General features: G+C 64.3%; 12 protein-coding genes. 4 read left to right on the plus strand and 8 right to left on the minus strand.

The features are described from left to right. Nucleotides 1-233: 233 nt before the first annotated feature. The 7 genes from FXB38_RS30130 to FXB38_RS30160 all read right to left on the minus strand — a co-directional run bounded on the left by FXB38_RS30130 (nt 234) and on the right by FXB38_RS30160 (nt 8,985). Complete coding sequence (locus FXB38_RS30130; protein WP_148754614.1) at nt 234-749, minus strand: hypothetical protein; 516 nt, start codon at nt 747-749, stop codon at nt 234-236. Between the two features lie 503 nt (nt 750-1,252). After that, complete coding sequence (locus FXB38_RS30135; RefSeq protein WP_148754615.1) at nt 1,253-3,121, minus strand: ABC transporter ATP-binding protein; 1,869 nt, start codon at nt 3,119-3,121, stop codon at nt 1,253-1,255. A 9-nt stretch (nt 3,122-3,130) separates the two neighbouring features. Then, a complete protein-coding gene (locus tag FXB38_RS30140; protein WP_148754616.1) occupies nt 3,131-4,057 on the minus strand; it encodes a 2-hydroxyacid dehydrogenase in 927 nt (308 codons plus the stop codon). 7 nt (nt 4,058-4,064) lie between these two features. Next, nucleotides 4,065-5,393 (minus strand): NAD(P)/FAD-dependent oxidoreductase, encoded by a 1,329-nt coding sequence (locus tag FXB38_RS30145; protein ID WP_148754617.1) that lies wholly within the window; start codon nt 5,391-5,393, stop codon nt 4,065-4,067. A gap of 43 nt (nt 5,394-5,436) precedes the next feature. Beyond that, entirely contained in the window at nt 5,437-6,312 is an 876-nt protein-coding gene (locus FXB38_RS30150) for an ABC transporter permease (protein ID WP_148754618.1), read from the minus strand. A 3-nt stretch (nt 6,313-6,315) separates the two neighbouring features. Further along, nucleotides 6,316-7,266, minus strand: coding sequence for an ABC transporter permease (locus FXB38_RS30155; RefSeq protein WP_148754619.1), 951 nt, complete (start codon nt 7,264-7,266; stop codon nt 6,316-6,318). 27 nt (nt 7,267-7,293) lie between these two features. Further along, nucleotides 7,294-8,985 (minus strand): peptide ABC transporter substrate-binding protein, encoded by a 1,692-nt coding sequence (locus FXB38_RS30160; RefSeq protein ID WP_148754620.1) that lies wholly within the window; start codon nt 8,983-8,985, stop codon nt 7,294-7,296. Between the two features lie 204 nt (nt 8,986-9,189). Between FXB38_RS30160 and FXB38_RS30165 the strand changes: the two genes are divergently transcribed. The 4 genes from FXB38_RS30165 (at nt 9,190) to FXB38_RS30180 (ending at nt 13,485) form a co-directional block, all read left to right on the plus strand. Further along, on the plus strand, nt 9,190-9,825 hold the full coding sequence (locus tag FXB38_RS30165) for a cupin domain-containing protein (protein ID WP_148754621.1): 636 nt from the start codon (nt 9,190-9,192) through the stop codon (nt 9,823-9,825). A gap of 144 nt (nt 9,826-9,969) precedes the next feature. Further along, nucleotides 9,970-11,808 (plus strand): ATP-binding protein, encoded by a 1,839-nt coding sequence (locus FXB38_RS30170; RefSeq protein ID WP_148754622.1) that lies wholly within the window; start codon nt 9,970-9,972, stop codon nt 11,806-11,808. A 69-nt stretch (nt 11,809-11,877) separates the two neighbouring features. Continuing rightward, on the plus strand, nt 11,878-12,327 hold the full coding sequence (locus FXB38_RS30175) for a cupin domain-containing protein (protein ID WP_148754623.1): 450 nt from the start codon (nt 11,878-11,880) through the stop codon (nt 12,325-12,327). An 84-nt stretch (nt 12,328-12,411) separates the two neighbouring features. Next, nucleotides 12,412-13,485, plus strand: a complete 1,074-nt coding sequence (locus FXB38_RS30180; protein ID WP_148754624.1) for a hypothetical protein — start codon at nt 12,412-12,414, stop codon at nt 13,483-13,485. A 16-nt stretch (nt 13,486-13,501) separates the two neighbouring features. Here FXB38_RS30180 and FXB38_RS30185 read toward each other — a convergent pair whose 3' ends face one another. Then, on the minus strand, nt 13,502-14,857 hold the full coding sequence (locus FXB38_RS30185) for a cytochrome-c peroxidase (RefSeq protein ID WP_148754625.1): 1,356 nt from the start codon (nt 14,855-14,857) through the stop codon (nt 13,502-13,504). Nucleotide 14,858: the final 1 nt, after the last annotated feature.

Here is a 14,858-nt window from a genome sequence, read left to right on the forward strand (position 1 = left end):
GATATCCCAACGTGACCACGATGGCACGCCTTGTTTGTCGTGCGACAAATTAGGCTGCTCAGTGCCGATACCACTTCCATGGATAGTGCTCGATGCGAACGGTTGCACCGCTAAAATCGCCGGCACGCAAACGTTTGACTACTGAGTTGCGAAAGATCGCCAGCTACTCGCTTTCAGACTGAAGCCGAAGCCAAACACTAGCGTCCAAACAGATGTCTTCCGTGAGCACATCATCATTCCTTGTCCATGGGGACTCCGCGGGTACGAGCCATCGTGCCCGCCGCAACTTGAAGCGAAGAGCCAACCACCCAAGAGCCGGCAACAAAGCCTATCAGGCCATTGGGCAGGTTTTGATCAAGGACAAGGATGCTGACGGAGAGAGTTGCTGCCATCGCAGCGCCGAACGTTCCTGCGGCGCTCATGATCTCTGCCACCTCGGAACCATTCCACTCTTCCGAGATGCTCGAAATCGACTTCCGCGCGACGCTGCCAGACAAATCAATTCCGACATAACAGCTAAGAGCTCCGTAGAGCATCATTAGCAGCACGATCCAGCCGCTTTCAAACAGTCCACCTCTCTGACGCAACAAGGTCGCACCCACATAGAGGCCACAAGATGCCCCGATGGCTGCGAGCCCAATTCTTTCAAGAAGATGGGCCGCTTTGATCAGGTCAGAACGAGCAATCCGAAGATTTCCGACGTATCCTGTTACGGATAATGCGCTGGAAACTGCGTTGCTTATCTTCATTGGGGAACTCCTCAGGTAATAAGCGACCTACCGGCCGCCCCTGAATAGAGGGCAGCCTCGTGGACGCGTTTTGCGATTCCCTTGATTCCAATTTCTGAAAAATCTGTGCTGAGTGATGGGGCTGACTTGCTCGTGAGCAAGACGAGGGCCAATCCAAAGCTGCGAGCACGCGGCTTCGCAGGCATTGCATCTCACCCGTGTCTGTCAGTTGGGTCCGGGTGCGGCAATTTCTTGCGGGCGTGATAGCTCGAAAAGAGAGTGATGGAATATGAGGCAGTTCACATACCGCAGTTCCTTGTCGTTCGATCTGGTCACAATTTCCGGAGGACAGGTCTGCATTGTCGCGATACTCGGGAGCGCAGGAGCGGAAGCTGAAAGGCGCGGTTAGTTCACAAGCTGTCCCGCGTTTCGCCGACGTCAGATCTATCCACGCTTGCCTGTTTCGCGCACGTCAACTCATGGGTTCGGCCGCGTCACCGAAAGCGCACCGCACCCTGCGCGCGTCAGGCCGACCACTCCTCGCCCCAGGCCTGGACGACGTGGCCCGGCGAGACTTCACGATATTGCCGGGCCGGCGGCTGGTAGTCGGCCGCGCGCACCGGACTTCTGATCTCGTCATTGGCGACGTCGCGCCTGGTGCCGCGGCGTGACGGATCTGGCACGGGAACGGCCGCCATCAGCTTCCTGGTGTAGGGATGCTGCGGGTTGCCGAACAGAGCAGCACGCGGGCCGATCTCGACGATCTCGCCGAGATACATCACCGCGACCCGATGGCTCATCCGCTCGACCACCGCGATGTCGTGGGAAATGAAGAGATAGGCCAGCCCCATGCTGGCCTGCAGGTCGAGCATCAGATTGACGACCTGCGCCTTGACCGAGACGTCGAGCGCGGAGACCGCCTCGTCCGCGACGATCAGTTTTGGCCCCAGCGCGAGTGCGCGCGCGATGCAGATGCGCTGGCGCTGGCCACCGGAGAATTCGTGCGGGAAACGCGCGGCCATGTCGGCGGTGAGACCGACGCGCCCGAGGAGGTCGGCGACCTTGTCGCGCGCCTGCGACGCTGTCGCGAGACCATTGGCCAGCAGTGGCGCTGCAATCGCCGTTCCCACCGACATCCGCGGATTGAGGCTCGCGAACGGATCCTGGAACACGATCTGCATGTGCTTGCGGAAATCGCGCAAGGTGCGGCCGTTCATGGCGAGCACGTTCTGGCCGTCGATCAGGACCGTGCCGGCGTCGGGCTCGGTCAGCTTGAGGATCGAGCGTCCCGTGGTCGACTTGCCGCAGCCGGATTCGCCGACCAGCGCCAGCGTCTCGCCGCCGCGCAAGGTGAAGGAGATGTTCTCGACCGCGTGCACACGGCCCGAGACCTTGCCGAACAGGCCCGAGCGGATCGAAAAGCGCGTGGTGAGATTTGACACCTCTAACAGCGGACGCTCGGCGCTCGACACCGTGTCGGGCGTCTCCGCCGGCTCGTCCGAGGTGCCCGTCACCTTGTCGACGATCGGAAAGCGCATCGGCCGCGTCCGGCCGTCCATCGAGCCGAGCCGCGGCACGGCCGCGAGCAGCGCGCGCGTATAGGGATGCGAGGGTGCAGCGAAGATGCGCGACGTCGCGCCGGTCTCCACCGCCTGCCCGCCATACATCACCACGGTGCGATCCGCGATCTCCGCGACCACGCCCATGTCGTGGGTGATGAAGAGGATCGACATCCCCTCCTCCTGCTGAAGCTCCTTCAACAGTTGCAGGATCTGGGCCTGGATGGTGACGTCGAGCGCGGTTGTCGGCTCGTCCGCGATCAGGAGTTTCGGCTTGCAGGCCAGCGCCATCGCGATCATCACGCGCTGGCGCATGCCGCCGGAGAAACGATGCGGATGCTCGTGGAAGCGCGATTTTGCCCCGGGGATACGGACGCGGTCGAGCAGGCGGATGGTCTCGGCTTCCGCTGCCGCGCGCGACAGGCCGCGATGCTGGATCAACGCTTCCGCGATCTGGAAGCCGATGGTGAGCACCGGATTGAGGCTCGTCATCGGCTCCTGGAAGATCATCGCGACATCGTTGCCGCGGATGTCCTTCATGCTCGCTTCGGGTAGCGTCAGCAGATCGCGGCCGGAAAGCATGATACTGCCCTCGCTCTGGCCGCTCTCCTTGGGAATGAGCCGCATGATCGAGAGCGCGGTGACACTCTTGCCCGAACCGGACTCGCCGACGATCGCGACGGTTTCGCGGGGCGCGATCTCGAAGGAGACGTTGCGAACGACCGGGATCCATTGCCGCTCGCGCAGGAACGACGTGGTGAGGCCCGCAACCGACAGCACGGGCGCCTGCGCTTCGGCAACGACTTGGTCAGGTGCGTTTGCGCCGATGCTCATGCAAGGATCCTAGTAGCCGCGATCACGGTCGACACGCCCCGGCAGGGGCTCGCCGCGGCGGTGGCGCGCGATAGTGTCGAGCACGTAGTCGACCGCCGTTTCCGGCTTCGTCGTGCTGGCGATGTGCGGGGTCAGAAGAATGCGCGGATGGCTCCAGAACGGATGGCCCGCGGGCAGCGGCTCAGGTTCGGCAACGTCGAGCACGGCGGCCGACAGCACGCCGCCATCCAGTGCCGCGATCAGGTCGGCCTCGACCAGATGCCCGCCGCGCCCGACATTGAGCAGCCGCGCGCCGCGGGGCAGACGCGCGAACAATTTTGCGTTGAGGATTCCGCGCGTCTCCGATGTCAGCGGCAGCAGGCAGACGAGAATGTCGGTCTGCCCCAGGAAATCCGGCAGGGTGTCCGCACCCGCATAACAGGTGACGCCCGCGATGCTGCGTGGCGAACGGTTCCAGCCGAGCAGCGGAAAATCGAACGATTTGAGCCGCTCGAGCACGGCCTGGCCGAGCAGACCGAGGCCCATCACACCGACACGCCGTTCGCTCGTGTGCGTCACGGAGAGCTCGCGCCAGACTTGGTCGCGCTGCTGGCCGATGAACTGCACGAGATCGCGATGCAGCGCGAGCACCGACATGCAGGCATACTCGACCATGCGCTCGGTGATACCGGGCTCCATCATGCGGACCAGCGGAACATGCGGCGGAAGTTTTGTGATGTCGAACTGATCGACGCCGGCGCCGACCGAGAACACCAGCTCGAGATTGGGGAACGCCGCCGCGATATCGTCCGGCGGCTGCCAAGCCACGAGATAGCGCACCGTTGCGGGATCACCGATGTCGGGCCACAGCCGGAACGGCATGTCAGGCGCGCGCTCGGCGAAGAACGTCGCCCACTCTGCACCGCGTACCATGTTGGCCTTGTAGAGAACAGTCATGCCGCCCTCAGAACGGGCTGACCGGCGCGAGCCGCCGGCCGTCGATCATGCGCTTGTGGCTGTAGGCGGCGGGATCGACCAGTGGCGTTGCGCCGGTCACGATGTCGGCGGCAAGCTTGCCGGCCGCAGGGCCGATGCCGAAACCATGACCGGAGAAGCCGGTCGCGAGGAAGAAGCCGGGCAGCGCATCGACCGGCGAGATCACGGGGATCGTATCCGGCGTGCAGTCGATGGTCCCGCCCCAGGCCTCCGCGATCTCGATGTCCTTCAATTCCGGATTCGCCTTGATCAACGACGCCAGCGCGGCATTGACCAGCGACATGTCGGGCTCGGGATCGCGCACGCGCTCGGTCTCGAACGGCGACGGCTTGTCAAGGCTCCAGCTGGTGCCGCGCATGACCTGGTCGAAGAACGACTTGCCGAACGAGAGCTTCAGTCCGTTCTTGCGATGCAGATAGGTCGGCCAGAACGTGCGGGCGTAGCGGAACAGGTCGGGCGACAGCTCCACCGTGCCGCGGTTGCGCAGCGCCAGCGTGAAGCCGCCATCGAGGCGGCGGCGGATGCAATAGAGATCGGTACCGAGCGCGCCCGAGGTGATCTCCGGCGCTGGCGTGGTCCGGCATGCGGTGGCGTTGACGAGGCCGATCGGCAGCTCGATGCCATGACGACGGCAGAACAGCGACGACCATGCGCCGCCCGACAGCAGCACGGCTTGCGTGCGGATGGTGCCCTTCTCGGTGACGACGGCGCTGACCCTTCCTCCTTGTGTCTCCAGCCCGCGCGCAGCGCAGCCCTGGTGAATGGTGACGCCATGTTTTCGCGCCGCCGTCGCCAGCGCCGGCACGGCCATCGACGGCTCGGCGCGGCCGTCGCTCGGCGTGTGCAGGCCGCCGACCCATTTGTCGGTATTGCCCGGCATGCGCTCGGCGACCTCGGCCGGCGTCAGCACGGTCGAGTGAACCTGCATCTCGCGCGCGACCGCCGCCCAGCGCTCCCAGCTCGCAAGCTCGTCCTTGCTCTTGGTCAGGAACAGCACGCCGGTGCGGCGGAAGCCGGCATCGACGCCGGCGTCGTTCTGCATGTCTTCCCACAGAAGCAACGCTTCGCGTGCGAGCGGAATCTCCTCACGGGCGCGGCCCTGCTGACGACACCAGCCCCAATTGCGGCTCGACTGCTCGCCGCCGACATGCCCCTTCTCGACCAGCGCGACGGAGAGGCCCTTCTTCGCAAGGTGATAGGCCGCGGAGACGCCGATGACGCCGCCGCCGATGACGACGACGTCCACCTGCGCGGGCAGGCGTTCGTCGCTATTTATACGGTTGAGCGGCGGGGACATCGGACACTCCTGGAATTCAGTTCGATCGAAGCAGGTCGGCTCGTCATGGTATGTTCATCCGCGGATCGAGCGCATCGCGCAGGCCATCGCCAAGGAAGTTGAAGCTCGTCACCGCCAGCGTGATCGCGAGGCCCGGCGCAATCGCAAGCCAGGGCGCGCTGGTGAGATAGATCTGCGCGTTGTTGAGCATATTGCCCCAGCTCGCGGCCGGCGGCTGGATGCCATAGCCGAGATAGCTGACATAGGATTCGAGCAGGATCGCCTGGGCAACGTTCAGCGTTGCCGCAACCACGATCGGCGCAATCGCGTTGGGCACGAGCTCGCGGAACATGATCCGCAGGTTCGACGAACCGAACGCGAGAGCTGCGACCGCGAATTCGCGCTCCCGCAGTGAACGGACCTGCGCCTCGACGATGCGGGCAACGCTCATCCATGCGGTAGCAGCAATCAGCACGGTGGTGGTGACGGGGCCGGGCTCGGTGAGCGCGGCGAGTGCAAGCAGCAGGAAGATCGTCGGGAAGCACAGCACGGCATCGACGAGCCGCATCAGCACCGCGCCGACCACGCCGCCATAGAAGCCGGCGAAGGCGCCGACGACGATGCCGACCGCCATCGCCATCACCATCGCGACGATGCCGATCGAAAGGGACACCCGACCGCCCATCATCAGCCGCGCCAGCACGTCGCGACCGAGTTCGTCGGTGCCAAGGATGTGCGCGCCCGAGAACGGCGGCGCGAACCGCTTCATGATGTCGATATAAGTGTCGTCGAAAGGCAGCAGATAAGGAGCGAATGCCGAACCGAGCACGAGAACCAGAATGATCACAGCTCCGGCGAGCGCGAGCCGATGTCGGCGGAATCTCCGCCACGCCGCCTGGCCGGGCGCGGGCTGCTCCGTGGAAAGGGTCGCGATCGTCATCGCCTAGCCCACCCTGATGCGCGGATCGACGACGGCATAGAAGATGTCGGCCAGCAGCGAGCCGATCAGCACCATGATTGCCGAAAACATCAGAATGCCCATCACCACGGGATAGTCGCGATAGCCGATGGAATCGAGGAACAGCCGGCCCATGCCGGGCCAGGTGAAAACGGTCTCGGCGACCAACGCGCCGCCGAGCAGCGTCGGAAATTGAAGACCGGCCACCGTGATCATCGGCAGCAGCGCGTTGCGCAAGGCATGCACGGTGAGGATCCGCCATTCCGGCATGCCCTTGGCGCGCGCAGTGCGGATGTAGTCCTGGTTGATGACCTCCAGCATGGAGGAGCGCATGAAGCGGCCCCACATCGCGGTCTCGACCAGCGCCAGCACCAAGGCCGGCGCGATCAGATGATGCAGCAGGTCGAAGAAGGAGCCGTCGCCAACGGTCTCGCGGTTTCCGGCCGGCAGCCAGCCCAGCGTCACTGAAAAAACGTAGATGGTGATGAGGCCGAACCAGAAGGTCGGGATCGACAGAGCGATCATGGCGCCGACGGTGGCAAGCGAATCGAACAGCGAATATCGCCGGAGCGCGCCTGATATGCCGATCCAGCAGCCGAGCAGCACCGCGATGATGGTCGCCGTCGTCATCAACTCCAGCGTGGCGCCGAGATGCGAGGAGATCACCGACAGCACCGTCTCGCCGTCGCGATACGACCTGCCCCAATCACCCTTGAGCATGCGGCCGAACCAGTCGAGATACTGGATCGGCAGCGGACGATCGAGCCCGAGCTGCCTGGTGACGCGGGCGAGATCCTCCTGCGTCATCTGCCCGGAGACGGCAAACTGCGACAGCGGGCCGCCAGGCGCAAGATGCAGAATCGCAAAGCCGATCGCCGAGACGATCACCAGCAGCATCATCGCCTGCGCCAGGCGATTGGCGACGTAACGGGCCATCTCAGGCGATCCCGCGGATCGAATGCATCAGGCCCAGTACCACTCGCGGATGTTCCAGCAGTTGATCGACATGTTGATGTTGGGGCGGAACCCTTGCAGCCCTTCCTTCACGCCTTCGGCGATGAAGCCCTGGAACAGCGGCAGGATGGCGAGGTCGTTGCGGACGAGCTTTTGCAGATCGCCATAGGTGATCTTGCGCTGGGCGAGATCGAACTGCCTGGCGCCTTCGGCAAGCAGCCGGTCGGCTTCCGCGCTCTGGTATTGATAGGTGTTGTAGCCGCGGCCGCCCTTGGCGAGAATGGCGCCGGAGCCGAAGCGCGGCGTCACGTCGGGGTCGCTGCCCAGCATGAAGTTCACCCCCACGATCACCGAGTTGAATTTCGACTGCTGCCAGAAATCACCCCAGATCACGGCCGCCGGCATGTTGTTGACGCGCATCGTCGCGCCGATCGCGCGCCAGTCCTGGATCAGGAGTTGCTGGGTCTGCTCGCGAACGGCATTGCCTGACGTGGTCGAATTGGTGAATTCGAGCTTCACGCCACCTTTTTCGCGCACGCCTCCGGAGCCGCGCATCCAGCCGGCCGCATCGAGCAGCGCATTGGCTTTCGTCGGATCATATTTGTGCTGCGGCAGTCCCTGCTGGAACGACCAGGCCTGCTGCGGCACGAAGCTTTCGGTCGGCGTCGGCAGGCCGTAATTCAGCGCATCGATGATCGCCTGCTTGTTGATCGCAAGATACAGCGCTTCGCGCACCGTGCGGTCGGCGAGCGGCCCGAACTCCAGATTGGGCGCGATGTGCTCGACCGAGGACGTCGCAGAGACGAAGATCTTGCGGCCCTTCAGCGTCTTTGCCTCCTGCACGAAGTTCGGCAAGATGCCTTGCAGGCCGGTGTAGTCGACCTGACCGGTGCGGAACTGGGTGTAGAGGACGGTGAGATCAGGGATATATTTGAAGACCACGCGTTCGACGTAAGGTCCTTTGCCGTGATAGCCGGTGTAGGCATTCAACTGAATATGGTCGCCGGGCACGCGCTCGCCCCAGCGGAACGGTCCGGTCCCGACCGGCGCGTTGTGGAACGGCGAGGCATTCGGATCGGACACCTTCTCCAGGATGTGCTTGGGCACGATGAAGGTCAGCGCCCCCAGAATCGACATGTAGGGCGAATAGGCAGCCTCCATCCGCCAATGGATCTCGTCGGGCGCGACGATCTTGATATCCTTCACGAGGCTATGGCCGACGCGGCTGCGCGCACGAAAGTCGGGATTGTTGTTCAGCTCGAGCGAGAATTTCACGTCGTCCGCCGTGAACGGCGTGCCGTCGTGCCACTTCACGTCGCTGCGCAGCTTGATCTTCCAGGTCAGGCCGTCGGCCGACAGGCCGCCATTCTCGATGGTCGGGACTTCGCGCGCGAGGTCGGGGATGAACCTGCCATCGGGATCGATGAACCAGAGCGGCGAGAACACCTGCCACCAGACGCCCTGGTCGACCTCGATGCTGGGCATCAGCGGATGGAAGACGGTCGGCTCCTGCGACAGCGCCGCAATCACCTGCCCGCGCGGCTTGTCCGGCGGATTGCCCGAGCGCTCGGTCTGGGCGAAGGCGTTACCGGCAAGGCTCCATCCCGCCGCCGCGCCCGCGCCGAGCTGGAAGAACTGACGGCGATTCGGAATGCCGAGATGCAGTGCCCCAACGCCGAACTTGCCGGTGTCGTCTGCCATGACCACTCTCCGTTGTCGCACCCGGCACCGTCTCCCGCGCCCCCAGACCCCGGCAAAGGGACAGGAGTGGGCTTTAGTGCTTCTAAATTTTTCGATCAAAAGTTCATCATGACTAAATACAGCTGTCAATCGGATTGCTAGGATGCGCGACCTTTTCACACCGCCGGCCAATTCCGGCGGTGAGGTCATGCACGGGAGAGCGACATGGATGGTCGCGGCAACACGAACGGTCCGAAGGACGCGCCGACGACCGAAACCGACGATGCGGTCGACCAGCGGCTCGGCGAGACCGTGCGGCTGCTGCGCCAGCGCGCCGGCCTCTCGATCCAGGACGTCGCCACCAAGACCGGCCTCTCCAACGGCATGATCAGCCAGCTCGAACGGGCACGCGCGATGCCGTCGATCCGCACGCTGCGCCTGCTCAGCATCGCGCTCGACGTGCCCATCTCCTATTTCTTCGAGACCAGCGATCCCGCCGCCGACGTGCAGCGCTACATCGTGCGCAAGAACAACCGGCGCCTGCTGCGGCTCACCGCCAGCGGCGTCGTCAAGGAAGCGCTGACGCCGGAAGGCACGGGCCAGCTCGAGCTCTACGAGCTCACGCTCAATCCCGGCGCCTCGTCAGGCACCGACTTCCTGCAGCACACCGGCGAGAAGGCGGGGTACATCCTCTCTGGCAGCCTGCGCCTGTGGCTCGACAACGAGGCCCATGTGCTGGAAGCCGGCGACAGTTTTCGTTTTCCGAGCATCGTGCCGCACATGTTCGACAACCCAACCCAGCAGGCCGCGCGCGTGATCTGGGTCACAACGCTGCGCCAGACCGATTCGCCTGCAAGTTGACCCAAAGGAACACCTCGCCCCGATACCGCCGGAAATTGCCCTCGACGCCGCCGCAGGGAGTCTGTAGCTCACATGGAGCCGGACCGGACTCATTTGACAAAGCGGACTTTGGGGGTTCGCGACTGACGTCGTTGGTGCGAGAGCATGAAACTCAGGGGGCTTCTGACACTCGCGATGGCCGCGCAGGTCGCCGTGACCGCCGCGGCTCTCCTCGTCTCGTATGCCGTGACCGGACCCGGGTTCGGCGTTGCGGAGATCATTGCCCTGCTCGCAAGCGGCGCCGTCGCGGTGCTGATCGCGCGGCTCTGCACGCGCATGATCGAGGCGGCCCAGGAGAAGCGCACTGCCGCACAACTGGCCGAGCAGGCGCAGTCGAGTGCCCAGATGACCCAAGCTGTCATCAAGACTGCGCTGGATGCTTTCGTCCAGACCGACGCGAACGGGATCATCCTGGAGTGGAGCCTTCAGGCGGAGGCGCTGACCGGATGGACGCGCAAGGAGGCGCTCGGCGCTGACGTCGTCAGCCTTCTCATCGCCGAGCCGCTCCGCGACGGTTTCAGGCAACGCATGATGCGCCTTCTGCCCGAGCTCTCGAATGCGCCGATCGGCATCCGGTTTGAGGCGACCCTGCTGCACCGGGAAGGCGACGAGATCTTGATCGAGGCGTCGAGCACCACGCTCCAGCTCGGCGGGCGCACCGTCATCAACAATTTCGTCAAGGACGTCACCCAGAAGCGCGCCGCCGAGGAGCAGCTGATCCAGGCGCAGAAGATGGAAGCGGTCGGCCAGCTCACCGGCGGCATCGCGCATGAATTCAACAACATGCTCACGGTGATCACGGGCACGATCGAGATCCTCGCCGAGGCCGTGAAGGATAACCCGCCGCTCGCCACCATCACCAAGCTGATCAGCGAGGCCGCCGATCGCGGCGCGGCACTGACCTCGAGCCTGCTGTCCTTTGCGCGCAAGCAGGCGCTGCAGCCGGCCGATATCGACGTCAACGACCTGCTCGAAGAGCTCGCAAAGCTGCTGCTGGCGACCTTCGACAAGAAGATCGAGATCGTGAGGAGGCTCGACGGCACCATCTGGCTCGCCTTCGCCGACCGCGGGCAGCTCTCTTCGGCGCTGCTCAACCTCGCGATCAACGCCCGCGACGCGATGCCTGAGGGCGGCAGGCTGACGCTGACGACGCGCAATGTGGTCTTCGGCGTGCGCGAGTCCGTCGCGGTCGGCGCTGGCTATGCCGGCGACTATGTCGAGATCCAGATTGCCGACACCGGCACGGGCATTCCGCGGGCGATCCTCGAACGCATCTTCGATCCGTTCTTCTCGACCAAGGAGGTCGGCAAGGGCACGGGCCTCGGGCTCAGCATGGTGTTCGGCTTCGTCAAGCAGTCGGGCGGCGGCATCAAGGTCGAATCCGCCGAAGGCAGCGGCACGACATTCACGATCTACCTGCCGAAGGCCGAGACCAGTGCGCTTCGCCCGACCGGCTATGACGAGCGCAAGATCGTGGGCGGAACGGAAACCATCCTTTGCGTCGAGGACGACCGCGATGTCCGTCACTACGTCACGGTCCAGCTCGAAAGCCTCGGCTACAAGGTCATCCCCGCCGCCAACGCGAGCGACGCGCTCGCCATCGCGGCCCAGGGCACGCCCTTCGATCTGCTCTTCACCGATATCGTGATGGCCGGCGCCTTGAACGGACGGGAGCTCGCCGACGAGATGGTGGCCACGCGGCCCTCCTTACGGGTGCTGTTCACGTCGGGCTATGCGCACGACGCCCCGCATGGGCCGGGACACGCCACCAGGGGTGCGCCACTTCTGACAAAACCCTACCGCAAGGCCGAGCTCGCACGCATGCTGCGCCGCTCGCTCGACACCGCCGTCGATGCGGCAGGCGACCCGATCCCGACGCCCTATTCGGTGCAGGCCGAGGTCGAAGGGTTCTTGCGGAAAAATGCGTCCGACCGCGACGGCTAGGGCGGATGGACTCCGCTCCGCACCTGGGCAACACTCCGATACGGCCGGAATTCCCAATGGAGGCGAGCCATGGCGTCACTTGAAAAAGGCATCACCGCGAACGGCACGGGTTTTGGCGGCAAGACCTGGAACATCCTGGGCCAGGTCTATTTCCCCAAGGCCGTCACTGAGTCCGCCTTCGCGTTCGAGACCAACAGCGAGCCCGGCCAGTTCGTGCCGGTGCACATCCATCCGACCCAGGACGAGTTCATCCTGGTGCAGGAAGGCACGCTCGACCTCAAGCTCGACGGCAAATGGGTGAAGGCCCATGCCGGCGACCTCGTGCGCCTGCCGCGCGGCATTCCGCACGGCTATTTCAACAAATCCGACAAGCCGGCCCGCGCGCTGTTCTGGGTCTCGCCGATGCAAAAGCTGGAGGCGCTGTTCAACCAGCTCCACAATCTGACTGACCCCGCCGAGGTCGTGCGTATCTCGGCCCAGCACGAGGTCGACTTCCTGCCGCCCGAGGCCAACGACTAGGCGGGCGGACCGGATTTCATCTCGCCAGCCCTCACATCTGATGCTTACGATCCCTTGACCGACGAATCGTTGGGGGAACCAGCCATGCGTGCACGACGTCATGCCATCGCAGTCATCGCGGGGCTCGGGCTGATCCTGGCGACGCTCACCGCGGGCCAGGCGCAATCGCTCCCGCCAACACAATCGGACGCGCAAGCCGCCTACGATCGCGCACTCGGCGATTTCAAATCGATCCTTAGCGAGCGTCGCCGCCAGATCGAGGCGAAGCAGCCGCTGCCCAACCTGCCCGGCCAGGCGCTTTATCTTGCGCGCGTCGCGGTGATCAGCGCGTACAAGGATCTCACCGACGCCGTACCGTCGCGGATCGGCAAACCGAACAAGTTCGAAATTCCCCCGGCCTATTTCGATGCCGCAATCGAGCCGCTGGTCGACGAATATGCCGATCTGTTCGAGATCATGGAGGCGCCGCCGCCGAGCGCGCAGAATTCGGCGACGCCGTTCAAGGATGTCGTCGATCTCGCCGCAGCGATTGCGCGCGCCAAGGGGCTTGCGCCTGTTCATGCCGACGCGGCGGGCCGCATCAGCCTCGGGCTGTTCTTCGCCGAGACCAACGGCAAGCAGAACGTCCGCAATGCGCGCTCGAACACCTATATGGGCAGCCTGCAGACCGGCCCGTCCGAGGACCGCAACGGCCAGCGCAAATGGGAGGCGATCAAGGGTGCGATCGCGGCGACCGATCCCGCGCTGAACGCGCGCGACGACAAGGAAGAGGCACGATCCCGCGGCACCGATCGCCGTTTCAATCACTGGACCAATGTGCGCGACGGCCTGATGAACGCACATGCCGAGCTGTTTGCCGAGATCCCGGCGATCGTGAAGACGCTGCCCGATCCGATCGACCAGATGAAGCTGTTCGAGCTGATCCAGATCATCCCGACACCGACACGCTCGGCACTTAGGTCGGGCGACCTGCTGAACTACCGGGTATCCGATCCCACCATCATGAAGCACCTGCGCAACAACAGCATCTTCGCCTTCGGCAAGGCCGACCGGGCGCGAAGCTCGGCCAGCTTCCGTGAGATTCTCGGCGCGATGTGGCTGTTCAAGCGGAAGTTCGAGAAGGCGATGGTGAAATACGCGGAGATCAAACCGCACTAGCCCTGTTGGACGCGCCCTAGTTCTCCGCCTTGTAGCCGTCCGTCAGCGTCTTCAGGAAGGCGATGATGTCAGCCTCGTCCTGATCGGTCATCGCCGGCTTGTCGCCGGAGTGACGATCGAACGGGGGATCGGTGACGTCGACATTGGCGTGATATTTTTCAGGCAGGTCGTCGTATTTCCGCACCGTGCCGTCGGCTGCGCGCGGAAACACCTTTTCCGGATTGGTGTCGCGGAAATTGTAGAAGTCGAGCACCTGCTCGAGGGTTCTGAAGCCGCCGTTGTGGAAGAAGGCGCGACGCGTCGCGGTGTTGCGCAGCGTCGGCGTCAGGAACATGCCGCAATACTGCGTCTGCTCGGGAATGTCGGTCCGATGCGGACCGCACACGCCGAGATCGAAATAGCCGGAATCCTTGTTGCCCGCGAGCGCGGCATTCCGTGGCGCGCCGAGCGCTTCATATTGATGATCGGTAAACATCGGCGGCAAGCCGTCGCGGGCCGGCGCCGAGGTATGGCAGCCGGCGCAGTTCGCCTTGTCGGGATCGTTGAACAATTGCAGGCCGCGCAATTCGCTCTCCGACAACCGCGCCTTACCCTCGAGCCAGTAATCGTACTTGCTGGTGTAGGGATGGAAGCTCGGCTCTTCGACCTGGTAGCGCGCAACCGCAAACATCGCCTCCGCGATCAGCAGCCGCTGGTTTCTCAGCACGCCGGCGCCGAACAGCTCGACGAAGCGGTTGACATAAGGTGCGCGGCGCAGCTTGTCGGCCACGATCTCCGCGCTGCCGCCGTCCATCTCGTTGGCGTCGAGCAGCGGAAACAGCGCCTGGTCCTGAAGCGTGTCGGCGCGGCCGTCCCAGAACAGGCCGCCCTGCGGCACGATGTTGGCCGAGGCGCCGGTGCCGCCCGCGGTCTTGGTCGTGCGCGCGGCCTGCTGGCCGAGCATAGCCATCTGCGCGAGGTCGATGATGTTGTCGTCGTCGCCCTTGTCAGGGCCGATGCTGAAATTCGGCTGGCGATCGAGATAGGTCAGCGACGGCACCGCGCGTGCGCCTTGACGCGACAGACTGGCGCCGCCGAGCATCACCGGCCCGTCGTTGGGCGGGCCGTAGGCGTGATCCGGGCTGTGACAGGATGCGCAAGACAGCGAGCCGGACGACGACAGCGAGGCGTCGTAGAAAATCTCCTTGCCGAGCTGCGCCATCGCGGACAACGGGGCAACGGACGGACGCATGAGGCGAACCGGGTTCGGGTTGGTGCCCGCCGTATTCGCCTCTGCAAGCCCTTGCGCTAGTCCTTGCGTCTCGGCTGCAAAGACGGCGCCGGCCAGGACGAGCAGGCCGGCGCCGAGGAGCCACAAAGTGCGGCTGTTCATT

Source organism: Bradyrhizobium cytisi, assembly GCF_008123515.1.
GTDB lineage: Bacteria > Pseudomonadota > Alphaproteobacteria > Rhizobiales > Xanthobacteraceae > Bradyrhizobium > Bradyrhizobium cytisi.